Raw genomic sequence first — 25,797 nt, 5'->3', positions numbered from 1 at the left:
TTGGAAAACATCAAGTTTCCAAATTGAACTTGGCCGCTACCCCTGTCCGGCAGCGACCCCTGTCAGGAGCAAGTACATGGCTAATAATCTGCATATCGTCACGTCCGAGGGTGCTTCCGGCGAAGCGCAGGGAACCGTCGAGGCGAAAGCCAAGGAAGGGGTGACAACTGAACCCCGTCCGGAGGCGCCACAGGCACCGGCCGGCAACGCCGCTCCAACGCGCAGCAAGACGCCGCGCCGCTTGATGTATGGCGCGGGTCTGATCGCCATCATCGCCGCGGCGGGCTACTATGGACACGACTACTGGCAAAACGGTCGTTTCGAGGTGTCGACCGACGACGCCTACGTCCAGGCCGACAATAGCTCGATCGCCCCGAAGATCTCGGGCTATCTGGCGGAAGTCCTGGTCAAGGACAACGAGACGGTAAAGGCCGGCCAACCGCTCGCCCGTATCGACGACCGCGACTTCCGTGCGGCACTCGACCAGGCCAAGGCCGATGTCGCTGCCGCACAGGCAACCATACAGGCCGAGCAGGCCTCGCTCGATATCCAGCAATCGACCATTGCCGCAGCGCGGGCGACACTGGATGTGGACAAGGCGAACGAAACCTTCGCCGAACAGAACAACAAGCGCTACGCCAGCCTCGCCTCCAACGGCTATGCGGCCGTGCAGACAGCACAGCAGGCCGCATCGCAGATCGCCGCGGCCCAGGCTTCCATCGTCAGGGACACCGCAACCTTGGAAGGTGCGATCAAGCAGGTCGAACTTCTGAAGGCCCAGATCGCCCAGGCGACGGCTACCCTGCAGAAGAGCGCGGCGATCCAGCATCAGGCTGAACTCAATCTCTCCTATACGACCATCATGGCCCCCGTCGACGGCACTGTCGGCAACCGCACGCTGCGCATCGGCCAATATGTCCAGGCGGGCACGCAGCTGATGTCGCTGGTGCCGACCGACCAGGCCTATGTCGTCGCCAACTACAAGGAGACGCAGCTGACGGATGTCCATGCCGGCCAGCCTGTCGATATCGAAGTCGACATGTTCCCCGGCAAGGTCTTCCACGGCCATGTCGACAGTCTTGCACCGGCGAGCGGACAGGAATTCGCGCTGCTGCCGCCCGATAATGCGACAGGCAACTTCACCAAGGTCGTTCAGCGAATTCCGGTCAGGATCGCGCTGGACCCACAGACCATGAACAGCGGTGAACTGCGCCCGGGAATGTCGGTCGAGCCGAGCATCAACACGAAAGCAGGCGCCGCGCAGTAAAGCTGCCGGCCGGAGCCCTCACCATGTCAACGACTACAATGGATGGCCGTGCGATGCCGGCCGCAGCGGCAGAGCCGCGCGCATCGACAAGAGAGTGGGTCGCAGTTCTGGCCGGCATGATCGGCGCGTTCATGGCGATCCTGAACATCCAGATCACCAATGCCTCCCTCCTCGATATCGAGGGAGGCATTGGCACCGGGGTGGACAATGGCGCCTGGATCTCGACCTCCTATCTGATCGGCGAGATCGTCGTCATTCCACTCACCGCCTATCTCAGCAGCGTCTTCTCGTTTCGCCGCTACATTCTGGTGAACTCTGTGCTGTTTCCGCTGCTGTCCCTTTCCTGTGCCTTCGCCCACGATCTCGGAACAATGATCGTCCTGCGCGGTCTGCAGGGATTTGCCGGCGGCGTGCTGATCCCGATGGCCTTCACCATGGTGCTGACGAAGCTTCCGAAGCCGCAGCAGCCTTTGGGACTGGCAATCTTCGCATTGTCCGTCACCTTTGCGCCGGCCATCGGCCCGACCATCGGCGGTTACCTGACCGAGAATTACGGCTGGCAGACCATCTTCTTCATCAATGCCGGCCCGAGCGCCATCATGGTGGTGGCGCTTGCGCTGACGCTGGAGAAACAGCCCATGCAGCTGAAGCTGCTGCGAGAAGGCGACTGGGCCGGCATCGTGACGATGGCAATCGGCCTCTCGGCCCTGCAAACCGTGCTTGAAGAGGGCAACAAGGACGACTGGTTCTCCTCGCCCTTCATTGTCCGCCTGAGCCTCGTCGCGGCCGTGTTCCTGACGCTCTTCATCATCATCGAACTGAAGGTGTCGAAGCCGCTGGTCAAGCTGCGGCTGCTGAAACAACGGAATTTCGGGCTTGGTGTGCTCGCCAATATTCTGGTCGGCGTCGCGCTGTTCGGGACAGTCTATATCCTGCCGCAATATCTGGGTCAGGTACAGAAATACAATGCCGAGCAGATCGGCAACGTCCTTGCCTGGACGGGCCTGCCGCAGCTGCTGCTGATCCCCCTGGTTCCGCTGATGATGAAGCGGGTGGATGTGCGCTGGCTTGCCTTCTTCGGCATCGCCGTCTTTGCACTCAGCTGCTTCATGAACGTCACGCTTTCGGCCGACAATGCCGGAGACCAGTTCTTCGTTCCGAACATCGTTCGCGCGATTGGCCAGGCTTTCGTCATCACGCCCGTCACCGCCATCACGACAGCCGGCATCGCTCCGGCGGACGCTGCCGCGGCCTCCGGCCTGACGAACATGCTGCGCAACCTCGGCGGCGCAGTGGGCACGGCTTCGCTTGGGACCATCCTGAGCAAACGCGAGCAGTTCCACTCCAACATCATCGGCCAATCCGTGACCCTCGCCCGCGACGAGGTTCGCGAGCGGATCGACCAGATGACCGGCTACTTCCTGTCGCATGGCGTCTCGGACCATCAAGCAGCCCAGCAGAAGGCGATCATCGCCCTCAGCCAGATCATCAAGAGACAGGCGCTGATCATGGGCTTCAGCGACACGTTCGCCGTCATCGGCGTCGTGCTTGCCATCGCGGCGATCACCATGCTGTTTGCCAAACGCCCTCAAGCCGGCGGTGGCGCAGGCGCCCACTGAACACACGGGCTCATGCACGCGATGCCGTTTGGCTTGAAGCCATAAGCGCGATCTGCGCCTGTACCATGACGATCATACGATATGTCTCGATGGCGCCCGGAAACTCCCGGGCGTCATTGTTCAATTCGCGCTGCCGAACAGAGACACGAAAACAAAAGCAAATCGCTACAGGATCAGCTTGTGCGGTCTTGGCCGGAGGATGGATACGCTGAACTGAGAAGCAAATCGTGCGGTGCTGGGATATTCAGGCGCCCAAGGCGGCTATCTGTTCATATCCTCGACGACCCAGCGGAAAAATAACAGTATAACGGCCGCAAATAGCAATAGCTGCATCAATTTAGGTAAATCAAGCATATCATAGCTCTCTAATTTAATTGCTGCATCATGCAGACGAGCCACAATATCCTAACATGTATTAATTATTTTCTATTTTTCACGCAGAATAATTATGATTAATACATAGTTAATATAATTTATACATCGAATATCTATAAAGATATGAAGAAATTACACTAAATACACATCGCGACGCTAAGTTGAGCATGTAAGACTATACTCGTCCTGTTCCTTTCACTCTCGACATGCGCCCCGTCTCACTTGCGGTAGGCCGACGGATTGATGCCGTGGCGTTGCAGGCGGGCATAAAGACTGCGGCGCGGCAGCTTGAGCGCCTGTGCGACCTCAGCAATATCCCCTTCATATCGCTCCAGCGTGGCTCGCAGAATGTTCGCCTCGAAGTGATCCATCTGATCGGAGAGACCGAACTCCATGGAAGGCTGGCTGCGAGCGGAGGCGAGGCCAAGCGCGGCTTGGGTCGCATAGTTGCGCAGCTCCCGGACATTGCCCGGCCAGTCGTCGGTTAGAAATCGTGCCTCCATCGCCGCATCGATAGGCGGACGCGCCACACCGTGCAGGCGTGCGGCCTCATCGAGGAAGGCGCTGAACAACAGGCCGATATCAGCGCGGCGCTCCCGCAAGGGCGGGATGCGGATCCGCACGGTTTCCAGCCGATAGAGCAGATCGGCACGAAAGCGATCATCGGTAACCGAACCATGCAGATCGCTTTTCGTCGCAGCGACGATGCGGAGATCGACAGGGGCCGGCTCGCCGCTCGCCGAGGGCAGCTCGCGTTCCTCGACAACGCGCAGAAGCCGGCCCTGCAACATGGGTGACATGCTGTCGATCTCGTCGAGAAACAGCGTGCCGCGATCCGCCTCGGCAATACGGCCGCGCCGGGCGCGGCTTCCGAACAGGGTCTCGTCGGCGATCGCGTCCGGCAGGGCGGCACAATCGACCGCGACGAAACTGCGGGTGCGCCGCCTGCTCCAGCGGTGGATGAGGCGGGCCACGAGTTCCTTGCCGGTGCCTGTTTCGCCTTCAACCAGAACATCCACGTCGGCGTTTGCGATCTGGCGGATCGTTTCGCGCAATCGCGCCATGACAGTCGTCTGGCCGATGAGCGGCGACGCATCCTCCGCCTCGGCGGCGGCCTGGCGCAAACGCCGGTTTTCCAGCACCAGGCGTCGCGTTTCCAGCGCCCGGCGCACCGATGCGATCAGGTGATCGGTGGCAAAGGGCTTGGCTATGAAATCATAGGCGCCCTGCTTCAAGGCGCCGACCGCCATGGCGATATCGCCATGGCCGGTCATCAGGATAACGGGCAAGTCCGGATCGCGCGCCAGCACTGCTTCCAGCAGATCGTGTCCATCGATACGTGGCAGGCGAATGTCGCTGACGATCACGCCGGGCAATGCGGTTGCAAGGCTTGCCAGCGCCGACTGCCCGTCGCCGTGGCTCTCCACCTCGAAGCCGGCTATGGCGAAGGAATCGGTGAGCGCGGCATTGAAAGGGCCGTCGTCCTCGACCAGGAGAACCTTCTGCGACGCTTGTAGGGTCATGCCCGCCTCATCGTGACTATGAAAGCCGCGCCACCGAGCAGCGATAGGCCTGTTGTCAACGATCCGCCGAGATCGTTCATGATGTCCTGTGCGATCCCGAGCCCAAGACCGAGCCCATCGGGCTTACCGGTAATGAATGGACGGAATATTTCCTTGTCCAGTGCAGGATCGATGCCTGGACCATTATCCGCGACGGTCAGCCTCACCACATCCTTTCCCGCAGCGTCGACGAGCAGGGCAACATGCGGATCGGCGATCCCGGCAACGGCGTCGATTGCGTTCTGCAGCAGATTGACGATGACCTGCTCCAGCCGCACGCGTTCGGCAAGCACATGCGGCTGACCCTCTGCCGGCAGGTCCAGTCGCACATTCGCTTTGCGAAACCGGTTCCCGACCAGCAGCAAGGCGCCGGCAATGATGGCATCGAGCGGCTCCGCTCCGGCCGCATGCCGTCCCCTGCGCGAAAACCGTCGCATCTCCTGCGTGATCGTCCCAATGCGCGCCGTCACCTCGACTGCGGCATCGAGATTGGCACCAACGCGATCGAGCCGATTGGCCGCAAGATGATGGCGGGCATTCTCGGCGAGAGTGCGGATGGTGGCAACCGGCTGATTGATTTCATGCATCAATCCCGCCGTGATCGAACCGACGGAAGCGAGCCGATTGGCCTGCGCAAGTTCCTCGCGGGCATCGCGATAGCGATCCTCGGCACGCGTGCGTTCAGCCATCTCGTCGCGCAGCTCGACCGTACGTGCGGCGACGGCCTCTTCAAGCGCCCGCCGATCGGCTGCCGCTCTTGCTGCACGCGTCATGCGCCACCAGATCGCAACCGCGATGACCGCTAGTCCCAGGATGGCGGGCAGCGCCAAAAGCCAAGCCTGCGCCTGCGCTTCCTGCAACGCCATACGGGTGTCAAGAAGATGCAGGAGGCGCAGCCGCGTACCGACAACCGGTTGCTCCGCCGCGATCATGATCTGATGCCGCGGACCGCGTATGCGACCGGTTTCCTCGGCGCGATAGTTGCCCGACCCCAATGCGGCGTCGCGATATTGCCCGCTTGCAACGATGCCGGCCCGATCTTCCGGCGACAGGGATGCAAGCGCGGTCAGTACCTGTGTCGGATCGGACGCAGCAAGGATGATCTGGTGTTCGTCGACCACAAGCGTTACGCCCGGATCATTCGCCCAGATCCGCGACACCGCATCGAACTCGAATTTGACGACCACGACTCCCGCCGGAGCGGCGGCATCACCAACCCTGCGGGCCAGAAACAGGCCCGGCCGGCCGCTGATCGCTCCGGCGCCATAATATTCCGCCGTGCCATCTTTGAGCGCCTCGGAAAAATAGGGCCGGAAGCTGAAGTTCTTGCCAACGAAACTGTCTTCGGTCCCTGCATTCGACGCGGAAATCACAAGTCCTTTGTGGTCAACAAGATAAATGATGTAGGCGCCGGTTTCGCGGGCCAGGAAGCCGAGTTTTTCGTCAAGCCGGCGGGCCGCATCCGCCGTAGGGCTTGCAAGCGCCTCGCCAAGATCGCGATATTCGCCAAGCACGATCGGAAGAAGCCGGAAACGCGCCAGCTCGCTGTCGAGCAAGCGACTATGCTGTGCCGCAAGCCCGCCCGCCTCCGCGGCCAGCCGCCCAAGCGCATCCTGACGCGAAAGCGAGAGCGCCGCGCACCAGATAGCGACGGCGACGGCCAAGCCGGCCACCGCCAGAAACACAATTCGCCTGAGGCCCGATCCACTCATCCGTGCAGAATATTGCACAAATTCCAAAATATCTATGCAGAATCTTGCGCGCGATACCCTAAACGTCGATAAACGATCAGGAGAAAAACAAGTTATATCAATAAGATATTTTTATATATCCTTGAAGCCTCGTGCCTCGTCTCTTCCACACGTATCAATGCGGACACTGGGAGAGTGGTCCTCAATACGTAGAAAAGCCGGCTGTGGCCGGGCAATTGGCGTTGCCGGTGCCGTCTCGACGAGACTGGCGGGCGGCCACCCGCAGGCAATATGACCCCTCCCGGCGAACCCGTCGTTCGCAGCGGTTCACCGCTTACCTACGACGATCCGAAGCAAGTACGGGAGGAGAGGCACAATGCTGAAGACATTAGAAGATCCCATCGTAACGACAGCAAGGGCGGAAGCAACCGAACGCCGCAAACGTCTGAAATCGATCATCGGTGGTTCCACCGGCAATCTGGTCGAATGGTTTGACTGGTATGTCTATGCTGCATTCGCGCTCTATTTCGCACCGCATTTCTTCCCGGCCGGCGACCAGACGGCACAGCTGTTGAATTCCGCGGCGGTCTTTGCCGTCGGTTTCGTCATGCGGCCGATCGGCGCCTGGATCATGGGGCTCTATGCCGACCGCAAGGGCCGCAAGGCCGGTCTCGCTCTTTCGGTGACGCTGATGTGCGCCGGCTCGCTGATTATCGCGCTGACGCCGGGATATGAAACCATCGGCGTGGTGGCACCGGCGCTTCTGGTTCTCGCCCGTCTGATGCAAGGTCTGTCCGTCGGCGGCGAATACGGCGCCTCGGCGACCTACCTCTCTGAAATGGCGGGCCGCGAACGTCGTGGCTTCTTCTCGTCCTTTCAATATGTCACGCTGATCTCGGGCCAGCTGCTTGCCATAGCGCTGCTAATCTTCTTACAGGCGGTCATGACGACCGAAGCTCTGAACGCCTGGGGATGGCGCATTCCCTTCTTCATGGGAGCAGCACTTGCGGTCGTGGTCTTCTGGCTGCGGCGCGGCCTTGCTGAAACCGAAAGCTTCAAGAATGTGCGCGCAAGCGATACGCAGAAATCCGGCTTCTGGATGCTGATCACTCGGCATCCCAGGGAAACCGCGCTGGTCATGCTGCTGACGGCTGGCGGCACGCTCGCCTTTTACGCCTATTCGATCTACATGCAGAAATTCCTGGTCAACACCTCTGGGTTCAGCCGGGAAACGTCGAGCGAGATAAACGCGATCACGCTGTTCATCTTCATGCTGCTGCAACCGATTGCAGGCGGACTTTCCGACAAGATCGGCCGCAAGCCCCTGATGATCGGCTTCGGTCTCTGCGGCGTGCTGTTTACCTATCCGATCTTCTCTGCGCTCGAGACCACGAAAGATCCATTCATCGCGGGACTGCTAGTCATGGGCGCGCTGATCATCGTCACCGGCTATACATCGATCAATGCAGTGGTGAAGGCCGAGCTGTTTCCCGCTCATATCCGTGCTCTCGGCGTTGCTTTGCCCTATGCCCTCGCCAATACACTATTCGGCGGCACGGCCGAATTCGTAGCGCTGAAGTTCAAGAGCAGCGGCTGGGAACAGGGCTTCTACTGGTATGTGACGGCAATGATCGGCATCTCGCTCGTCGTCTATCTCTTCATGCGCGATACGGCCAGGAACAGCGCCATCCAGGAAGATTGAGATAGCCGGCCAGGCGGAAAGGTTATTTCACTCGGCTGAACACCCATGGCGGGGGCATCGATGATGTCCCCGCTCCGGTCTTGCTGCAGACCTCGATATTGCCAGTTTCCAAAAGGGGGGCCTTATCGGTGGTCAGCCGTCAATGCACGAGCGTACGGCTTTTCTTGCGCTCGTTCAGCAGATGAATGAAGGTGATCCCCTGCTCCAGCAGGAGTTCTGCCGCCTTCAGATCATTCGGGCCGAGATCGGACGAACAGCCGCGAAGATTACATGCCAGGAACAGCGAATTGGTGACGGCAAGCGCATCGCCATCCTCCTCGGCTTCTTCTGCCGTGGCTTGCAGTACGTCCGCGACGGCCGACATAAGATCGGCGCGCTCCTGCAAATTCATTTCACCAAGACTTTTCGTGATCTCATTCATGACTTCTCCCTAGCGTGCCCGGCCGATCACGACATCCGTCGGGATCGGCGCGGCTCGCAACTTGGAAATGATTGAAATGCGGTTGGTAAGTGAAATATGGCAATGAAAGCCGGGACCGGCAAGGCATGGCTTCCATGCTGGAAACGCATGGCATTGCGGCTGGTTCTCAATGCTCGATATAGCGATGTCGGCGCTTGCAGGATCCAGCTCGAAGTCGCGTCCATGCTTGGCGAATTTCAAAGTCGCGCTATCCAGTCGTGATCCGGATGCAGTCTTTCGAGCCAGAGACGTAAGTCAGCTCTTTCCGAAGCGGCAAGCCTGGGCAAAGCGAGATCGAAATCCTTCTCATCCTTGTTACGCTGGTGTTTTGCCTTGAAAAGCAAGATTGCGGCAGGCGCGAGGAAGGGAAGACCATAAGCGGTCTTACGGATCATATCGCCGCGAGGCATGGCGAGCGACGGGTCGCGCTTGTAGATCCACGTCGCGGGCGTGCCGCGTTCCGGCATCATATCAACGCGCCAGCAACCTTGCTTCGGATCGGCTCCCCAAAGTTGGGCTACATGCACTGCGGGCGGCACCGATGAAGGAAGATAGTCGATTTGACCATCGACAACCGAGAAGAACGCCAGCTCCGCCAACAACGAACGGGCATTGGCGATATCCTCACGCAGCACGGCAAATTCAAGATCTTCATGTTCACGGGTCTGCCGGCCATGCCAGAGGTCCAGCGCCCATCCGCCGACGACATACCAATGAATGTCCGTGCCAAGTCGCTTCATCAGATCGGCCGGATGCCAGGCATTCCAGGCTTTTTCGGGAAGGGATTTCATGGAACCTATCGCCTATCGTGTAACACCGTTTTCCTATAATCGGTTGCCCGCTTCGGCAAAACGGTCCCCTTTTACCAATAGGCGAAAAACTTCGCGCGGAGACGGATCGGCCATCCAACACGCCGAACATCCTGCAGCGAGCTGTTCAGCGCGGACGGCGGATGGCCCGCACCTTTCCGCTGCCGCCACCACCGGCGAAGAAGCGGTCCTTGCCATCGGATTCCAGACCGGAAACGCCGGTCCCCTCCGGCATTTCGAGCCGCTCCAAAACTTCGCCAGTCGCCGGATCGATACGACGGACGTCGCTCTCCTCGCCCTCCCAGGTGCCGTGCCAAAGCTCGCCATCAACCCATGTCACACCGGTGACGATACGGTTGGATTCGATGGCACGCCGGATGGCGCCGGTCTCGGGGTCGATTTCATAGATCTTGCGGCCGCGATGCTGCCCTACCCACAGGCTGCCGTCGCTCCAGGCAAGGCCGGAATCACCGCCATTGCCCGGCGCCGGAATCGTCGCGACGATCGTGCCCGTCTGAGGATCAACCTTATGAATCTTGTCCTCGGCGATCTGATAGAGGTAACGACCATCGAAAGCGGTGCCGGCGTGCGAAGCAATGTCGATCGTGCGGACCTGTGCGCCGCTTTCCGGATTCAGAGCATGCAGCTTTTCGCCGGAGGCGAACCAGACGTGCTGGCCGTCGAAGGTGACGCCGTTGACGCGTGGCGCGTTGTCGAAGGGGCCGTATTCGCGAGTGATTTCCGCTTGCGACTTTTTCATGCTTCCATCCTCCGGTCGGGATCGGTTGAGTGTCGATAATGTGAAAGCTTAGTCGCTCGGCAGTGGCCCGGGGAGTAACAATGTTGTCGGGAAGCCGACGACCGGGGGCATCATCCAGCGGCAGGCCCGTCCGTTGCCCACGCGTTGTACCATCCCAATAGCCGCAAGCGCGTCGAGCGCACGCTGCACCGTACGTGGACTCGCCGACAGCGCAATCGACAATGCCGAACTCGACCAGGATTCGCCATCCGAGAGCAGTGCAAGTAACGGGGCATTCTCGACTTCGACCGACGGTGCCAGCACCACGACATCTTGCGCTTGCCGCGGCGTCAGCACGAAACCTTCCATCGTCGCGCTGATCTCGGCGAGCGGTTCCAAAGCGGCGCGAAGCCTGCCGACTTCCACCCGGAGCCGGGCTCTATGGGATTCGTCGGCGTGGCGGGCGCGGAACGCACGGGAAAGTAGCAGCGCCCGCGGCGCACCGGCCGGGGCCGCCTCGGCCAACACGCGCGCGAGCGCGAAAAGCACGGGCCGGCTCGCAAGCGATATAATGTCTGCGCCGCTGCGGACGACGTTGCGGCAGGCATCGACGACCAAGGTATCGGATGCCAAAAGCGCCTCGACCTCATCGAGCGACAGCAGCCTTTCGTTCCCTTTGGCGATCAGGCGAGCGGCCGGCTCATCGAGAATGCGCGCCGCATCCTCCACCTCGACGACAAGAGCGGGGATCGCTGCCTTGCGAGCCGCTTCCGCGGCACGTGTCAGGGCAGCACGCGCCGGCTCGATACGCAGGCGGCGAACGGCGATGCCGGCAACGGCCAGTTCATGGCTTGCTCTTGCCGCAGGCGGCAAGGGCGACGGATCGAGTTTCGCGAGCAACCGCTCGGCTTCGTCCAGATGACCGATGAGCAGCAGGCGGCGTATCTGCAGATTGCGGGCGTGGGCGGCGTTGATGCGGTCGCCGTGTTTTTCAAGAGCGGCCCGCGCCGTCTCCAGTGCCTTTTCCGGCCAGCCGAGATCTCGCGAGACGAGAGCAATCTCCGCCTCGGCGACGATGCAACGGGCACGGGCAACGGCTTCGCGCGGACTAAAGGCGCGCGCGGCACTCTTCAATAACGCCTTGGCGCGAACGAGATCACCGAGCTGCGCCATGGCTATGCCGCGCAGTGCCAGCGCCGGTCCATCGTCGCGTAGCGCCACGCGCTTCAGCGCACCCAGCACATCGCCTGATGCAAGCGCCTGAGCTGCGGCGACGATCAGCGAGTCCATCGAAATCCCGTCACACTTGTAACTCCCACCCCTTCATCCTCCAGCGGTAAGTTATCGCATATCGGCTGGCAAGATGCAGCGCCGACAAGGATGGACCTAACAGACAAGAGGAGATGAACCATGACGATGCATAAGACAGGAACGCGCAAGGAGTGGCTTTCGGCACGGCTTTCCCTGCTGGAACAGGAAAAGGAACTGACGCGGCGCAGCGACGAGATTGCCGCCCACCGTCAGGAGTTGCCCTGGGTGAAGGTGGAGAAGGACTATCGGCTCGAAACCGAGAAGGGTGTCGTTCCGCTCTCGGCCCTCTTCAAGGGCCGCTCGCAACTTCTCATCTATCACTTCATGTTCGGGCCGGATTACACGGCCGGCTGCCCATCCTGCTCGTCGATCGCGGACGGCTTCAACGGCATCGCGGTGCATCTTGAAAATCACGATGTTGCCTTCTCGGCCATTTCCCGCGCGCCGCTCGCGAAGCTGCAGGAATTCAGGCGGCGCATGGGCTGGACCTTCGACTGGGCTTCCTCGGCCAACAGCGATTTCAACCATGACTTCAATGTCTGGTTCACGCCGGAGGAACAGCGCGACGGCAGCATCGAATACAACTATCGCCGCGAGCCGCCAATGCCCGACGCTCAAGCCGGCAAGACGATGCAGCAATGGGAGCTGCTCGACAGCGCAGGCCCGGTCGACCTGATGGCGTCAATGACGGGGACGGATGTCGCGACCTACACGCGCGACCGGCCCGGCGTCAGCGCGTTCGCCATGCAGGATGGTGACATCTATCATACCTACTCGTCCTATGCCCGTGGGCTCGACGGCCTCTGGGGCATGTACCAATGGCTCGATCGCGCCCCGCTCGGCCGCAATGAGACCGGGGTGTGGTGGAGGCATCACGATCGGTATGGAGCAAACTGATGTTTCGCTCAGCCGAAAGCAATGAAAGGGCCGGCGGGCATGCCGCCGGCCCTGCGCTGCCCGTCATCGCCAGCCGTTGGCTGGCATTGGCAGCGGCGCCAAGCTTCGCCCTCATGACCGCGCTATCGGCCTATGGCGCGGGCGGCGATATCATCTGCTCGGCGCAGGACAGTCCGATGCTCAGCGGGATGGTGCCCATGTATCTGCTCATGAGCCTCTTTCACTGCGGGCCGTGGTTAAGACTGCTTGCAAGAGAAGGGCATGACGCTCGCGTGTCGAGCTGAGTCGCGGCAGTATTAGCCGCCCTTGCAATACGCCCGCACAGCGGGCGGCAGATGAGGGATCGCTTCGCCGTCCGCCACAATAGATCGGCGAGCGTGATCCTGCGGCTTCCTTCAGAAGCGTTGTGGCGAGAATGCCGTCAGATCGATCGCTGGCTTCCGTCCTGTCAGGAGGTCGGCAACGATACGCGCCGTGCCGGCCGATTGGGTCAAGCCGAGATGGCCATGGCCGAAGGCATAGATCACGTCCGGCGTCGCCTTGGCGCTGCCGATCGCAGGCAGGCTATCGGGCAACGATGGTCGGAAACCCATCCACTGCACACCGCCCTCCGGCCTCAGGCCGGTCAGGAAAGTGCGCGCCTTTAGCAGCATCGCTTCGGAGCGGCGAAAATTGGGGGCTAAGGCCAGTCCGCCCAGTTCCACCGCCCCGCCGACGCGGATACCGGTTGAAAGCTTGCTGACGACGAAGCCATGGCCGCCGAAGGTTATCTGCGTGCGCAGATCGAAAGCATCCGCCGGAAGGGTCGTGTTGTAGCCGCGCTCGGTTTCGAGCGGGATATGCTCGCCGAGCGTTTTGGCAATCCGGTGCGAAAAGGCGCCGGCGGCCAGGACGACCTTGCCGGCCTGACGCAGCTTTCCATCCGCAGCCACCACCTCGACCCCAGTAGGGATCGCACGAAGCGCCGAAATTTCCGCCGTCTCGATGACGCCGCCACGGCTGCGAAAATTGTTGGCCAATGCGAGCGTGTAAAGCTTTGGATCGGCGATGGAATACCAGCCGGGCGTGAACGTGCCGAGTGTGAAGCGCGACGCCAGCCCAGGCTGGATCGCCGCCATCTCGTCGGCTTTCAGATGCTGGAATTCGATGCCGTGATTGCGGCGCACCTCCCAACCGGGCAGCGAAGCCTGGAATTCCTCCTCGCTTTCATAGACCTGGAGATTGCCTTCCTTGCGTAGCATGGAGAACGTATCCGTGGCGGCGAGAAAGGGCTCCAGCTCCGCCTTGGACAGATCCATCAGGCTTGTCTGCGCCGACGTGGAGCGGGCAACGCGCGAGGGCTGGCAAGCCCGCCAGAAACGGAACATCCATGGCGCGATCTGCAGCGCATAGGCAGGCGGCACCGACAGCGGTCCAAGCGGATCGAGAAGCCATTTCGGCGCCTTCTTCAAAATGCCGGGAGACGCCAGCGGCAGGATATCCGTGAAGGCGAAAGCGCCGGCATTGCCGGCCGAAGCGCCAGCGGCCGGCCCTTCGCGATCCACGACCACCACGCTCAAGCCGCGCGACTGCGCCGCAATCGCTGCGGAAAGGCCAACGACACCGGCCCCAATGACCATAACGTCAGGTCTTGCCATCAATGCACGCTCGAGAGAGATTTCTGTGTTTCCGGATGCTCCGGTTTGCCGATCTCGCTCATGACGCCCTGATCGAAATAGGCGATGCGATCCGAGACATCGCGGACAAACACTGTTCTAGGCGCTAGGCAGATCATGGTCATCCCTCCTCCCGGCATGAGATCAAGCGCAGATATCGCTTCGTCAAACAACATATGTTCCGGCGACATGGCAAGCACTCTTGTCGGATGGATCGAAAACATCTCGGCAAGGTCGGCATGGATCTGTTTTGCCATCATTTCTTCGGCCTGCGGCGGCCGGATATCTGCGGGTGATGATAAATCCACTGGCCCTCCTCAGCTAAAGCACCGGCATGGTCGTCTGTGCGACAGGCTCATATGTCGATTTTTTGTATTCTTTTTGTATTTATAATTTTCAAGTCTATGATGCAAGCGAGCATAATATGGGAGAACCACAATTGACCGACGTGACCACCCTGACACCGGATGCGCTGCGAGGCCGCGTCGAAGCGATCCTTTCGAAAGCCGGCATCAATGCGCAGCAGGCCGGAGCAATCGCGCGGGTCATCGTCGCCGGCGAACGTGACGCCTGCAAATCCCACGGCATCTACCGCATCGAAGGCGTGTTGCGCGCGGTCAAGGCCGGCAAGGTACGGCCGGATGCAGTGCCGGTTCTTGAACAAAGCGATGGCTCCGCCATCGTCCGCGTTGATGCCAGGAGCGGTTTTTCCAATGCTGCTTTCGAGCTCGGCGTGCCCGCGCTTGCCGAACGGGCTCGCCGCTTCGGCATCGCCGCACTTGCCATCAACGACTGCACGCATTTCGCTGCACTCTGGCCGGAAGTGGAAGCTTTGACGGATCGAGGCCTCGCCGCCTTCGCCATGTGCCCGAGCTATTCCACCGTAGCGCCGGCCGGCGGCTCGGCGCCTCTCCTGGGAACGAACCCCTTTGCTTTCGGTTGGCCGCGTCTTGACAGCCCGCCCTATGTTTTCGACTTCGCGACGTCGGTTGCTGCGCGCGGCGAGATCGAACTGCATCGACGCGCCGGCAAGCCTCTTCCAGAGGGCTGGGCGATCGATGCCGATGGCCAGCCGACCACGGACCCGGAAGCCGCATTGGCCGGTGCGATGCTGCCGTTCGGGGGACATAAGGGTTCGGCCATCGGCACAATGATCGAGCTTCTGGCCGGCATCATGATCGGCGACTTCACCAGCCGCGAGGCGCTCGATTATCTCGGCTCCACCGCCTTCGCGCCACGGCATGGTGAACTCATCGTCGCCTTCTCGCCGGAGGCCTTCGCGGCTGGTCGAGCCGGAAATCCGCTCGCTCGCGCCGAAGTGTTGTTCGAAGCGATTGTCGGCCAAGGCGCGCGCCTGCCCTCGCAGCGTCGCTTCGCCGCTCGCGCTCGTGCGGAAAAGGATGGTATCCCGCTGACCACAGAGGAAATCCGCCAGCTCGACCGCCTGCAGGAACTTGGCCTCGATGCCGTGGTCTGAACGATCCAAAACGTAAGTAAATACTAACGTAATGTAATAGAAGAGAGGCCCCGCAGGGCCTCTCGCATCTTGAGCATAAGCGATCGTAAGAGCTTAGGCCTTGTATTTTTCTACGGCGCCGGGAAGCTTGCTCCACTCGGCATACCAGCTATTGAACAGCTTGAACTGAGCTTCGACATAACCGCGCTGGCTGTCGTTCAGGACGTCGCTTTCATTGAAGTGCAGTTCATATTCCTTATCCCCCTTCAGCACCATCATATGCTTGAAGAAGAGAACCAGATCCGGGCCTTCGTCGAAAGAGGAGAGGACGGCGAGTGCCTGCTCGAGTTCGAGCGCGCGCTGGCGTGCATCGACGTCGCCCTTGGCCGCAGCCTGCGCGAGGTTGCAGAGATGGATGACTTCCTTTGGCAGGACGTTGCCGATGCCGGTGATGGCGCCGGTCGCGCCGCAATTGACGAAGCCGTGGAACACGGCCGTGTCGACGCCGATCATCAGCGTCACGTCATCATCGCGGCTGGTGATGTTTTCGGCGGCATAGCGCATGTCGGCCGGGCCGCCGAATTCCTTGAAACCAACGAGATTGGCGTGTTCGGCACGCAGCGCGAAGAAGAGGTCGGCGCGGGTGGCAAAACCATAATAGGGGCTGTTGTAGATGACGGCCGGAAGATCAGGCGCTGCCGCAAGGATCGCCTTGAAATGTGCCTTCTGGGCGGCAATCACCGAGCCGCGCGAAAGCACACGGGGGATGACCATCAGACCCTTGGCGCCAACCTTCTGCGCATGGGCCGCATGAGCAACGGCCGATGCCGTGTTGACGGCGCCGGTGCCGACGATGATGGGCACTCCCGCCTTGGCCAGCCGCTCGACGCCTTCCATGCGCTGCGCATCGGTGAGCAACGGCCAATCACCCATCGAGCCGCAATAGACCACAGCCGACATACCATCGGCGATCAACTGCTTGCCCTTGCGGACAAGCGCATCGAAATCGGGGCTCCGGTCGGCTTTGCACGGGGTCATCAAGGCGGGGATCACGCCGGAGAAAATGCTTGCAGTCATCTGTCTATCCTCTTGGGCCGGGGTAGATCGGCAATCAGCCCAGCAACATCCGCCACCGCGCCTCACCGTCTTTGCAGCATTGATATACTCTTGTATATATTTTGTCGACAAGAATTATGCAAGCTACAGGCTGACGTCGAGGCGATCCCCACGCATCAGCAATTTCTGGATCTGGGCGACGATCTGCTCGGCATGTTCGCGCGCGAGGCGCTCGGCAAGTTCCGTATCCCGCGTCTCGATGGCGGCAATGATTTCATCATGCTCCTCGACGAAGCGGCGCGGCAGACGATCGTTGTAGGATTGATAGTAGAGACGCAGGAGACGCCTGCCTTCGTTCAACAGCCGCGAGAAAAGGCCGGTAAAATATGGATTGCGGCCAGCTTCGGCGATTGCAAGGTGCAGAGCCGCGTTGGTGGAGATCATGGCAAGCGCATCCTGCGCTTCGACAGCGTCGGCGAAATCAGCCTGAAGAGCGCGCACACCTTCGAGATCTTCCGGACGGTGATATCTAGCGGCAAGCTGCGTTGTCACCCGATACATCAGGACCAGCGCATCGAAATAGCTGTGCATGTTAAGAAAGTCGATCTGCGAGACCATGGTCGAGCGGTTGGGCAGCGTATCAATCAGCCCCTCGCCTGCCAGCCGCACGAGCGCTTCACGGATCGGCGTGCGCGACATGCCGAAACGCTCGGAAAGCTGCACCTCGTCGATAGGGCTGCCCGGCGGCAGCTCCAGATCCAGAATCTCGTCCCGCAAGATGTCATAGACCACCTTCACGCCGGACCCGCGTTTGCGCTCGTTCCGGAGGCTTGCTTCACTATCCATGGCTAACTGACCTCTTCTTTCAAGGTGAGAAATAAAGGGCCATGCCAGCTAAATCAACGCCGCTTCCCGGCATTCCAGGCCTTTGCCAAAATCGAGGTTTGCCTCGTTCCTATCCGGCAATCTCGATGCGGGCGCCATGTTCTGTAGCGGTCTGCGAGCAACATGACAGGTCGGCCGCCCTCGAACGCCCCTCCCCGGTTCCAGGTCTTCTTTCGAAGACGCCATCAGGCTGCAATGCTCCAACGAGTTGATCGAGGGATTACGCCGAGCGAACGTAACCTTCGGCAACGAAGTTGCTGCTCTCGTCACAGACCCGGTTTCGTCCAGCCGCCTTTGCCAGATAGAGAGCCCGATCCGCTTCGCGACAAAGCTCTGAAAGCGACCTGGATTTCTGGCTTACCTTCGAAATGCCAATGCTCGTCGTCACCACCACATCGGCACCGAGATCCGGAAATCGTGTTCGCTGAACTGCTTCCCGAATGCGTTCGGCCTGAACAAGGGGGTTTCCTGCTTTCAAGGGAAGAAAGACTATGAACTCTTCTCCTCCCTGCCGCGCGAAAATGGCGGAAGCCGGCAGAACCGCCTCTATCGTTCGCGAGACGACAACGAGAACTTCATCTCCCGCCGCATGGCCCCAACGGTCGTTAAAATGCTTGAAGTGGTCGATATCGAGATAAAGAAGAGCATCTCCATCCCGAAGTCGCCCGGAGACGTTCTCGTTGAAGAAGCGACGATTATAGAGGCCAGTCAGGCCATCTCGTTCGGCTGTTTGTCTGAGTTTTACCTGTTGGCGCTCGCTTATGAAAATAACGATCGACAGCGCCAGCACAAACTTGGAAAGGATCATCAGCAGGAAGCCGCTCGCCACATCAAAAAGGACGAAAGAATGGAACGAAAACTCGAAGGCCATTATCAGCGATAGCAGGCTGCAGGCCGATAATATTGCGGCAACGAATTTTCTGATCGGCAACGGTTCGCGAAAGGAGTCCCTGAAGATGACGATCGCCGCGCCGGCAAGCATCACACAGGCAAGGAAATTGAATGTCGCTGCCCGATATGTATTGTTCAAATGAAATGCGGTGAAAGCTCCGACGAGTAAGATTAGCAGTCCGGGCAGCAATACAAGAGCCGACATCACCTTTCTGTCGGGATCGCTGATCACCACGAAAGATGAGCCGAGCAACGAATATCCAAGCACGGCGCAAACGAGATTGATAAGGCTGAGAGGCGCATAGAATGCCGGATAGGTTTCGGCATATCCGGCCAATGTTGAAGCCGCCGCGAGAATTACGAAACTTGAGGCAAGCAGACCAACGCCGCGGCTCTCATTCGCGCTGTATTTCAAATAACCCAAAGTCACCGCACCAGCGATATAGGACGTCTTTTGAAGAAAGAGCACCGTCGGCATATCTAATTCATTCATCATCGAAAACTACCAAAGCAACCAGAAAGCATCGCGGCCTCGATACTCCGGGCGATCTAAAGATTTTGCCAACCGGCCTGCTAAAGATCTTGCCAATGCAATATCTCTGATAAGTCTTCGCCGAGAGCAGCCCACCGCATTGGCTCGGAGCCTTCGTTGATCCACCTCCGAAATCAACCAGCCAAGGCCGGGACCGGCATTAAGGTCGCGACGGTGACGACTGACACCGTGCGGAAAGAACTCTCGTAGACAAGAAGTACATTGCCGATGGCCACCCTACCCTACTAGGTGTTGGTGGCGCACGTGGGCTAGACTGCGCAGAGCAGCTCGGCTTCGCTCTGGCGGGTCCTCCCGAAGTCGAATTGTCGGAATTACCCTCATCGCAGCTAGGTTGTGGCTCGCGTTTCCATTGCCCCGGATCGAAAACCGCATAGGGTGAAGGCCTCGCCATCGTTGCAATGGGTCTGTCGAACTTAACCTTGGAAGCGTCATGAATTTTACGTCGACCAGAGATTTTCTCGAGTTTCACGCTTTGCCGCCAGGCGTTATCCTTGGGCTTATTGATCGAGCGGGCCAGTTTGCAGAGCATTGGCGCGAGCGCACCATGCCGCAAGCCCTGCTCGGCAAGCGCATCGGCATCATCGTCGACGACACGGGATGGCGAAACACGACCGCTTTCGATCTCGGCGCGAAGGCGATGGGCGGCATATCTGCTCAACCTCCCATTAGCTTCAGCACTCGCGAACCCATCGCAGATCTGGCGGGCTACCTCGATAATTGGTTTGATCTTCTTGTCGTCAGGACGAAAGAGCTTGATACGCTGCGTGAACTTGCTTCTGCCGCGGAAACACCCGTCATCAATGCCCGAACAAGAACCAATCACCCTTGCGAAACGCTTGGTGATCTCGCCTATATCAAGAGCGCAAGGGGAACCCTTGATGGCCTCAAGGTTGTCGGAATTGCGCCAGATGCCAATATACTCAGATCATGGGTCGAGGCATCGCGATCGCTGCCGATACGCGTCGTTCAGGCCTATCCGGAGCGCTGGCACGTCACCGACCCGGACCTTCTGAACCCGAATTTTGAAAGCAGCACGGACATTCGCCATCTGCTCGATGCGGACGTCATCATTACCGATTCATGGCCAGCAGACGCAGAGGAAGGCGAATTGGCTGAGTATCGGGTGTCGGCTTCGCTTCTCAACAAAGGAAAGCAAGGCACTATCTTTTTACCATGCCCACCGGTTACAAGGAGTCGAGAACTGACGGCGGATGCCATGCTGCATCCAACCTGCCAAAGTCGGGTGGCCAAGGCATTTTTGCTTCACGCACAGAATGCGTTGATGGAGTGGGTGAGCTCTTAGTTGTCGGCGACCACCAATCTGATTGGCTTTCGAACATCAAAGCGGCACTCATCTACCGAAGAGCGTCAGCTATCGAGGTTGCTTCGCGAGACAATCCTCAAAACCGGAACCGCGGGCAATGATCTGGTTTGACGCCTCTCTCGAAAAGCAAGCTGACGATGATCTTCTGCGGCATTCCATTGCCACCGTACTCAATATCGATACTGACAGCGTGGACGTAATCCACGACATAATGCAAATTGCGGATATGCCGATAACATGCCTCGTGGCGTCGGAATCTTTCGCTGACTATTCGCAGATCGTCAGCATCTACCACTCCGGCGACCTGCACCCGCCGCCCATTCTTGAAGCGGCCAGCCAACTAGCACGGCTACTGCGGAGATCACTCCTGGTGGCCAATGACGAGACAACGGATCCCTATTCTTTCATTTTGATTTCCAGCACCGGGGAGTCCTCGGTCGTCCTGGTGGATCCCGATGAGCTGGACAAGAACGGCCGCTATGTCATCACGAGCCATGCTCCCGTTGCGGGTGAACAATCGCAAGGCTCCTGAAGGCCTGACCGCATCATTCAAATGGATGCCCGACACTGTATGGATCTCGTCTGTTATGACGCAGGTGCTTCAGGACGAGCGGAATCGCACACCACCCCGATCTGCTTCGCATCCGATGTTGCGTAAGTGAGGCAGATTGGATGGCGTGACTTGAATTTGGAGGGCGAACGGCAAGCGCCGTGGGTCCAATTGAGGCATCAATAACTCTGCACCTCGGCCTTCCACGCGCGCAGCTCTTCGACAAGCCCGCCGACGAGCCGGCACATTCGCCATCTGCTGTTAAAAGGAGAATGGTGTGGCAAGTCCCAGATCATGACAAGGCTGTATCATGTCCTGTGCGACCAAGGCGCCCACTTTGCGGCAAGCACACTGCCCGGCCCATGTACAGCGGCGAAGAGCAGTCCCGCTACGAACGTGAAGTGATCAACGAAAAAGCCGCATTCAGCTTGGTTGCCGGTCCATCGCGCCGGACCATGGAATGAGAATGCGAGAAAGATGACGTAAACGGCCGCAGCAAGCGCCGCCGGGACGAACAAGGCACCGGTCAGGAAAGCAACGACAAGCAGCACTTCAAGGATGGCGGCACACCAAGCCAGGAATAATGGGAACGGGAAGCCCGCGGCGGCGATATAGCCAGCGGTCGCGCCCATATCCATGAACTTGAACGAGACCGCCATCACGAAGACGGCGGAGAAAATCAGGCGAGCGATGAGAATGGCGGCAGTCTGCCAAAGTGATTGAGCGTTTTCCACGATGTTCCTCCAGGTTGAAGCGGTTGATGCCCCAAGGACGGCCAACAAAAGGTGATCCCGACAAGAAGGATGAGAAATTATTTGCCGGTGCTGATCGCTTGCAGCGTGAAGCAAGTGGTCGAAAACGCTCTTCCTAAAGTCCGGGTCTTACATCTTTCTGCCAAATGGGACTGAACCTCGACAGGACCGAACTGCACAAAGAGGTTACGTTGCCTCCAAATCAGCCCTTTTGCCCCTCCATCCGGTACCTGGGGCAAAATCGATGGCAGCATTTCAGCGAACGAGCATAAAAGTGTGCATAGCTAGGCCCATTGAGGGTGCACAGGTGAGGCCGGGGATCTCGGCTTGGTGCGGCTCGCTCTTCGTGGTCTTTCACGGGGCCACCCAGCGATAAATTAGAAATTTTGCGACAAAGGCTAGGTCAGCTAATCTCGTCGGGAATAAAGCCACCGGTTTGGTGTTGCCACAGACGAGCAAACAGACCGTCCTGTCCAATCAGTTCGTCCGGTCCGCCTTCCTCCACGATACGTCCTTGATCGAGCACAACTATCCGGTCCATCCTGGCAATCGTGGAGAGGCGATGTGCGATGGCGATTACCGTCTTTCCCTCCATGACGAGATTTAGCTTGTCTTGGATCGCAGCCTCAGACTCACTGTCGAGGGCGGAGGTCGCCTCATCAAGCACCAGGATTGGCGCATTCTTCAACAATACGCGGGCGATGGCGACGCGCTGGCGCTGGCCGCCGGACAGCTTAACGCCGCGGTCACCGACGAAGGCGTCATAACCCTTGCGATCTTCGCTGTCGGCAAGATCTGCAATGAAGGTATCCGCACTCGCCATCTTGGCGACGGCCTCGATTTCGTCACTGCTCGCGTCCGGCCGGCCGTAGCGGATATTGTCGCCGACAGAGCGGTGCAGCAACGCGACATCCTGGGCGATGACGCCGATGGCGCGGCGCAGGCTGGATTGCGTGACTGCGCGGATATCCTGGCCATCGATCAGGATCGCGCCGTCCTTGATGTCGTAGAAGCGCAGGAGAAGGTTGGCGAGCGTCGTCTTGCCGGCGCCGGAGAGGCCGATCAGGCCGACCTTCTCACCGGGGTGGATCGTCAGCGAGAGATTGTCGATGACGGGTTTGCCGGTCTTATACGCAAAGCTGATATTGTCGAAACGGATTTCGCCGCTGGGCACGGCAAGGTCCTGCGCACCCGACCGGTCGGTGATGGTGGGCGGCGTCGTCATGACCGGCATGGCGTCCTTGATCGTGCCGATCGCCTGGAAGATCTGCTGGCCCATCTGCAGGAATGTAAATGTGTGACCGGAGAAGCGGTTGAGAACATAAACGGCCGCCGTGAATTCGCCGATCGTGACAAAGCCATCCACAAGGCCGGTAAAGCCGATCGACAGGATTGCCAGCCAATGGATCATGTTGAGGACGACGACGATGACCTCAGCAGTACGGTAGATGCGCTGCTCGCTCTGCTGCGCCTTGATCGCCTTACCGATTATGCCTCTGATGGCACCGGCCTCGCTGTCTTCCGCGGCGAATTGCTTGACCATCTGCATATTGGCGTAGAGATCGGTGATCGCGCCGGAAATCAGGCTGCGACGCTTGGCGGAGCGGCGTGAGCGCTCGGTGAAGACGGGCGCCAACCTGACTGCGAGCAGCACGTTGAGCGTGATCCAAACGACGGTCGGCAGGGCAAGCTGCCAGGAGAGCGCACTCAGAAGGACAACGGAGCCGACCATCTGCATGATGAAGCGCGGGATGGACTGGAAGGCCGAGATGACCTGCTGCTGCACGGCTGATGCCACCTGTTGCAGGCGCGAAGCGACCTGGCCGGCATAGAGATCGTGGAAGAAGGCGAGGTCCTGCCGCTCCACCGCTCTGTGGCCCTGCCATTGAATGGCGGCCGGCATGCCGATGCCGAGCGTGTGCGAGTTGAGCGTATTGACGAGAAAAGAACCAATCGGGATGACGGGGAAAAGCATCAGGCCGAGGAAGATCAGCAGCATCCGGTCGTTATGCAGGAAAGCGGCAGCACCCTGCTGCGTGACGCCATCGACGATAACGGACAGGCCCCAGACCATCGTCAGGCTCATGGCCTCGATCGCCATGGTGCAGAGGGCGAGTGTGATCAGGACGCCGCGAAACATCATAACGAAGTGAAGAAGAACGGCCACTGGCCCCTTCGACGGCAGCGGCCGGTAGGGAATGTCCAGCGGCTGGATCAGACTTTCGAAGGGGCGGTAGATCGCATCTGAAATTGACATGGGTGCTCGAACTCTAAATGGATGGGAGGGCGAGGACTCGGCAGCCGGAACAAGACCACCTTCCGGCTGCAATCTCAATTAGAACATCTCGGTGGATGCCAGGATTCTTGCGATGGCGATCGTGCGGAAGGCTTCCTGGCATGCACAAGCGGCTTTCAAGTGCAATGGACAGCGAAATCTGTTTATCCAAGATGAGAAATTGCAAGTGGCTGGACAGCAAAAGGCTGCATTTGAGATGGCCCCTTACCTGCTATTATTTTTCATCTTCGTCACACGCGGTCTCGTCAATATGACACGCCCTCGAAACTCCATTCGACCAGTAAGTGAACGAGACACCGAAAACGCTTACAAAGCGGCTTTCAAAATTGAACCCAAGGAGACGGCGGAGCGACGAAAGCTCATAAGCCTGCTTCTGGTGATTGCGTTGCTAATCGACATGCTCCTCATCGTGTGGATAGTTCGCTTCGCCTAACAGGTAGGCTTGCTAAACGCGAAGAGGCCCGCAAATGCGCGGGGAGGCTCCGTCCCACGAATTATGTGAAACCGCCCGTCGGAATCAAACGGCAGGTTTCGCAATAGCTTGAGATTATGGTTAATACTTCGCTTAGCTGAAGCTATTTAAGGCTTCGTTTCCGCCACACGCGCTCACCCTTGCAATCGGATTTAGCCAATGCCGAGAGATCGGATACGGAGATATTGAACCAGGAGCCGCTTCGGAGCAGTAAATCATAGCTCTCAAGCTCGTCTTCCACGGAAAGCCACACACTCCTTGCCTTCCAAGCTCAGGAGAAAGCGGCGGCGCGAGACCCGCTCGCGCATTACTTCGGCAGCGATTGCATGCTCTTCATGGCTTTGAGGTCTTCATGCGAGACGAATTCACAAGCCAGCAGGGTCTTGCCTGGGAAGGCCGCAGATTCGCGGGCGACTACGGACACCACTCCCATCTCGGCCGCGGGTTGCTCAGCCTTGGGCAAAGCGCGCCCATATGACTTCGTTGCGGTGCCTAGGAGATTGCCAAGCCCATCCGATGTCAGGTGATAGGTCTTGGCCAAATCGTCCGCTCGCGCGCCATCGACCAGGATACCGAAGCTCGTTCCAGCGAAGACGATTTCTTTCGTCTTGAAGCCTTGACGACCGAAGTCCGCGGACATTTTGTAGACGGCCGCCGTCATGAGCGACGTATCCGCCTTCGCAAGCTTCTCAGCCTCGTCATACATCTTTGTCGCACTGGCGGTCGAATAGGGCGGCTTGCAAAGGGCCGCATCGAAGAAGGAAGACTTGTCGAAAGCCAGCGCGCTCGAACCGAGCGTGAGCGAAACAATGGCGCCCAGTGAAAGGGATGCTGCTATGTTCAAGAATATTTCTCCCAATGACTGATGAGCCATTCGAACTTAGATCGAGTCGACCGTGCTGCTGTATCTATCGCTACGACCATCGGCAGCCAAGCCGCCCAACGCAACTATCTCCAGATTTTTCATCTGGCTCACAGATTACTTGGCAGTGGCCACGGAATGTATTTCAACCCATGCAATGCCACGCCTCGACACAAGATCTCCCTCTTCAGCGCGCTGAAGGACGGCGCGTGGCTTGACGAAGCAAGAGGATGGATCACGCCTTCCCGCCCAACAGCCGGCCCCTACCCTCCATGGCTTTATTCTTGCAAATCCCTTCTCCGTCTGCGGCATCTCTCGAATGAGAATAGTCCTTCCCTATTCTGCCGATGAGAGATGCCATGAAACGCCGGATTGAGACGCGCCTCGGACAAGCAAAGCCAGTCGCTGGCATAAGGAAGCAAAGTCCAAATCCGAGTAATGCTCTGCTGCACTACCCGGCGCGCGGACCATTCAAAGATACGACTTCACCAGGTCTTTTGAACAACCGCAAACACAACGAGGACCATCGCCAATCATCGACCGCGACCGATTGGCCGCAACTCGTTTCGCCAGCATTTAGCTTGCGGCCGCCGGGGGTTAAAGCGCCCTCCCC

General features: G+C 59.2%; 23 protein-coding genes. 9 read left to right on the top strand and 14 right to left on the bottom strand.

The window, feature by feature from the left end; all coding sequences use genetic code 11:
• The first annotated feature begins 76 nt into the window (after positions 1-76).
• Together AC13Q5_RS19470 and AC13Q5_RS19465 are read left to right on the top strand one after the other, a co-directional pair.
• Positions 77-1,267, top strand: a complete 1,191-nt coding sequence (locus AC13Q5_RS19470) for an HlyD family secretion protein (RefSeq protein ID WP_488502827.1) — start codon at positions 77-79, stop codon at positions 1,265-1,267.
• A gap of 38 nt (positions 1,268-1,305) precedes the next feature.
• Positions 1,306-2,886 carry a DHA2 family efflux MFS transporter permease subunit gene (locus AC13Q5_RS19465; RefSeq protein WP_457881448.1) on the top strand — a complete coding sequence of 527 codons (1,581 nt, stop codon included), beginning with the start codon at positions 1,306-1,308 and terminating at the stop codon, positions 2,884-2,886.
• Between the two features lie 593 nt (positions 2,887-3,479).
• Here the strand turns inward: AC13Q5_RS19465 and AC13Q5_RS19460 are convergent.
• Together AC13Q5_RS19460 and AC13Q5_RS19455 are read right to left on the bottom strand one after the other, a co-directional pair.
• Positions 3,480-4,784: a sigma-54-dependent transcriptional regulator gene (locus AC13Q5_RS19460; RefSeq protein WP_457881339.1), complete on the bottom strand. Its 1,305-nt coding sequence runs from the start codon at positions 4,782-4,784 to the stop codon at positions 3,480-3,482.
• Positions 4,781-6,496, bottom strand: coding sequence for an ATP-binding protein (locus AC13Q5_RS19455; protein WP_488503031.1), 1,716 nt, complete (start codon positions 6,494-6,496; stop codon positions 4,781-4,783). Before AC13Q5_RS19455 ends, AC13Q5_RS19460 begins: the two co-directional genes overlap by 4 nt.
• A 394-nt stretch (positions 6,497-6,890) precedes the next feature.
• Here AC13Q5_RS19455 and AC13Q5_RS19450 point away from each other — a divergent pair, with 394 nt between their 5' ends.
• Entirely contained in the window at positions 6,891-8,216 is a 1,326-nt protein-coding gene (locus AC13Q5_RS19450) for an MFS transporter (RefSeq protein WP_488502826.1), read from the top strand.
• Between the two features lie 139 nt (positions 8,217-8,355).
• On the opposite strand, the gene AC13Q5_RS19445 is transcribed toward AC13Q5_RS19450, so the two are convergent.
• The 4 genes from AC13Q5_RS19445 to AC13Q5_RS19430 form a co-directional block, all read right to left on the bottom strand.
• Positions 8,356-8,637, bottom strand: a complete 282-nt coding sequence (locus tag AC13Q5_RS19445) for a hypothetical protein (protein WP_488502825.1) — start codon at positions 8,635-8,637, stop codon at positions 8,356-8,358.
• Positions 8,638-8,873: 236 nt separating this feature from the next.
• Positions 8,874-9,467 (bottom strand): nucleotidyltransferase domain-containing protein, encoded by a 594-nt coding sequence (locus AC13Q5_RS19440; RefSeq protein WP_488502824.1) that lies wholly within the window; start codon positions 9,465-9,467, stop codon positions 8,874-8,876.
• A 145-nt stretch (positions 9,468-9,612) separates the two neighbouring features.
• On the bottom strand, positions 9,613-10,245 hold the full coding sequence (locus AC13Q5_RS19435; RefSeq protein WP_488502823.1) for a Vgb family protein: 633 nt from the start codon (positions 10,243-10,245) through the stop codon (positions 9,613-9,615).
• A 48-nt stretch (positions 10,246-10,293) separates the two neighbouring features.
• Entirely contained in the window at positions 10,294-11,514 is a 1,221-nt protein-coding gene (locus AC13Q5_RS19430; RefSeq protein ID WP_488502822.1) for a helix-turn-helix domain-containing protein, read from the bottom strand.
• 120 nt (positions 11,515-11,634) lie between these two features.
• On the opposite strand from AC13Q5_RS19430, the gene AC13Q5_RS19425 reads away from it, so the two are divergent.
• Positions 11,635-12,432, top strand: coding sequence for a DUF899 domain-containing protein (locus tag AC13Q5_RS19425; RefSeq protein ID WP_488502821.1), 798 nt, complete (start codon positions 11,635-11,637; stop codon positions 12,430-12,432).
• Entirely contained in the window at positions 12,432-12,716 is a 285-nt protein-coding gene (locus AC13Q5_RS19420) for a hypothetical protein (RefSeq protein WP_488502820.1), read from the top strand. Before AC13Q5_RS19425 ends, AC13Q5_RS19420 begins: the two co-directional genes overlap by 1 nt.
• Positions 12,717-12,827: 111 nt before the next feature.
• Here the strand turns inward: AC13Q5_RS19420 and AC13Q5_RS19415 are convergent, their stop codons facing one another.
• Entirely contained in the window at positions 12,828-14,069 is a 1,242-nt protein-coding gene (locus AC13Q5_RS19415) for an NAD(P)/FAD-dependent oxidoreductase (RefSeq protein WP_488502819.1), read from the bottom strand.
• Complete coding sequence (locus AC13Q5_RS19410) at positions 14,069-14,395, bottom strand: hypothetical protein (protein ID WP_488502818.1); 327 nt, start codon at positions 14,393-14,395, stop codon at positions 14,069-14,071. Before AC13Q5_RS19410 ends, AC13Q5_RS19415 begins: the two co-directional genes overlap by 1 nt.
• 131 nt (positions 14,396-14,526) lie before the next feature.
• Between AC13Q5_RS19410 and AC13Q5_RS19405 the strand changes: the two genes are divergently transcribed.
• Complete coding sequence (locus tag AC13Q5_RS19405) at positions 14,527-15,564, top strand: Ldh family oxidoreductase (protein ID WP_488502817.1); 1,038 nt, start codon at positions 14,527-14,529, stop codon at positions 15,562-15,564.
• A 93-nt stretch (positions 15,565-15,657) separates the two neighbouring features.
• On the opposite strand, the gene AC13Q5_RS19400 is transcribed toward AC13Q5_RS19405, so the two are convergent.
• The 3 genes from AC13Q5_RS19400 to AC13Q5_RS19390 all read right to left on the bottom strand — a co-directional run bounded on the left by AC13Q5_RS19400 (position 15,658) and on the right by AC13Q5_RS19390 (position 18,871).
• Entirely contained in the window at positions 15,658-16,620 is a 963-nt protein-coding gene (locus AC13Q5_RS19400) for a dihydrodipicolinate synthase family protein (protein WP_488502816.1), read from the bottom strand.
• A 123-nt stretch (positions 16,621-16,743) separates the two neighbouring features.
• Positions 16,744-17,445, bottom strand: a complete 702-nt coding sequence (locus AC13Q5_RS19395; RefSeq protein ID WP_075852837.1) for a GntR family transcriptional regulator — start codon at positions 17,443-17,445, stop codon at positions 16,744-16,746.
• A 259-nt stretch (positions 17,446-17,704) separates the two neighbouring features.
• Entirely contained in the window at positions 17,705-18,871 is a 1,167-nt protein-coding gene (locus tag AC13Q5_RS19390) for a GGDEF domain-containing protein (RefSeq protein WP_488502815.1), read from the bottom strand.
• Positions 18,872-19,358: 487 nt separating this feature from the next.
• On the opposite strand from AC13Q5_RS19390, the gene AC13Q5_RS19385 reads away from it, so the two are divergent.
• Positions 19,359-20,231 (top strand): ornithine carbamoyltransferase, encoded by an 873-nt coding sequence (locus tag AC13Q5_RS19385; RefSeq protein ID WP_488502814.1) that lies wholly within the window; start codon positions 19,359-19,361, stop codon positions 20,229-20,231.
• A 118-nt stretch (positions 20,232-20,349) separates the two neighbouring features.
• Positions 20,350-20,784, top strand: a complete 435-nt coding sequence (locus tag AC13Q5_RS19380; protein WP_488502813.1) for a hypothetical protein — start codon at positions 20,350-20,352, stop codon at positions 20,782-20,784.
• A gap of 326 nt (positions 20,785-21,110) precedes the next feature.
• Here AC13Q5_RS19380 and AC13Q5_RS19375 read toward each other — a convergent pair whose 3' ends face one another.
• Positions 21,111-21,536 (bottom strand): DoxX family protein, encoded by a 426-nt coding sequence (locus AC13Q5_RS19375; RefSeq protein WP_488503030.1) that lies wholly within the window; start codon positions 21,534-21,536, stop codon positions 21,111-21,113.
• Positions 21,537-21,957: 421 nt separating this feature from the next.
• A complete protein-coding gene (locus tag AC13Q5_RS19370) occupies positions 21,958-23,811 on the bottom strand; it encodes an ABC transporter ATP-binding protein (protein WP_488502812.1) in 1,854 nt (617 codons plus the stop codon).
• A gap of 112 nt (positions 23,812-23,923) precedes the next feature.
• Here AC13Q5_RS19370 and AC13Q5_RS19365 point away from each other — a divergent pair, with 112 nt between their 5' ends.
• Positions 23,924-24,283 (top strand): hypothetical protein, encoded by a 360-nt coding sequence (locus AC13Q5_RS19365; RefSeq protein ID WP_488502811.1) that lies wholly within the window; start codon positions 23,924-23,926, stop codon positions 24,281-24,283.
• 346 nt (positions 24,284-24,629) lie between these two features.
• Here the strand turns inward: AC13Q5_RS19365 and AC13Q5_RS19360 are convergent, their stop codons facing one another.
• A complete protein-coding gene (locus tag AC13Q5_RS19360; RefSeq protein ID WP_488502810.1) occupies positions 24,630-25,166 on the bottom strand; it encodes a hypothetical protein in 537 nt (178 codons plus the stop codon).
• Positions 25,167-25,797 lie beyond the last annotated feature (631 nt).

This window comes from Martinezella sp. CNPSo 3964, from assembly GCF_057784375.1.
The sequence above is the reverse complement of the archived record's forward strand: the minus strand, read 5'-3'. Positions and strand labels throughout refer to the sequence as shown.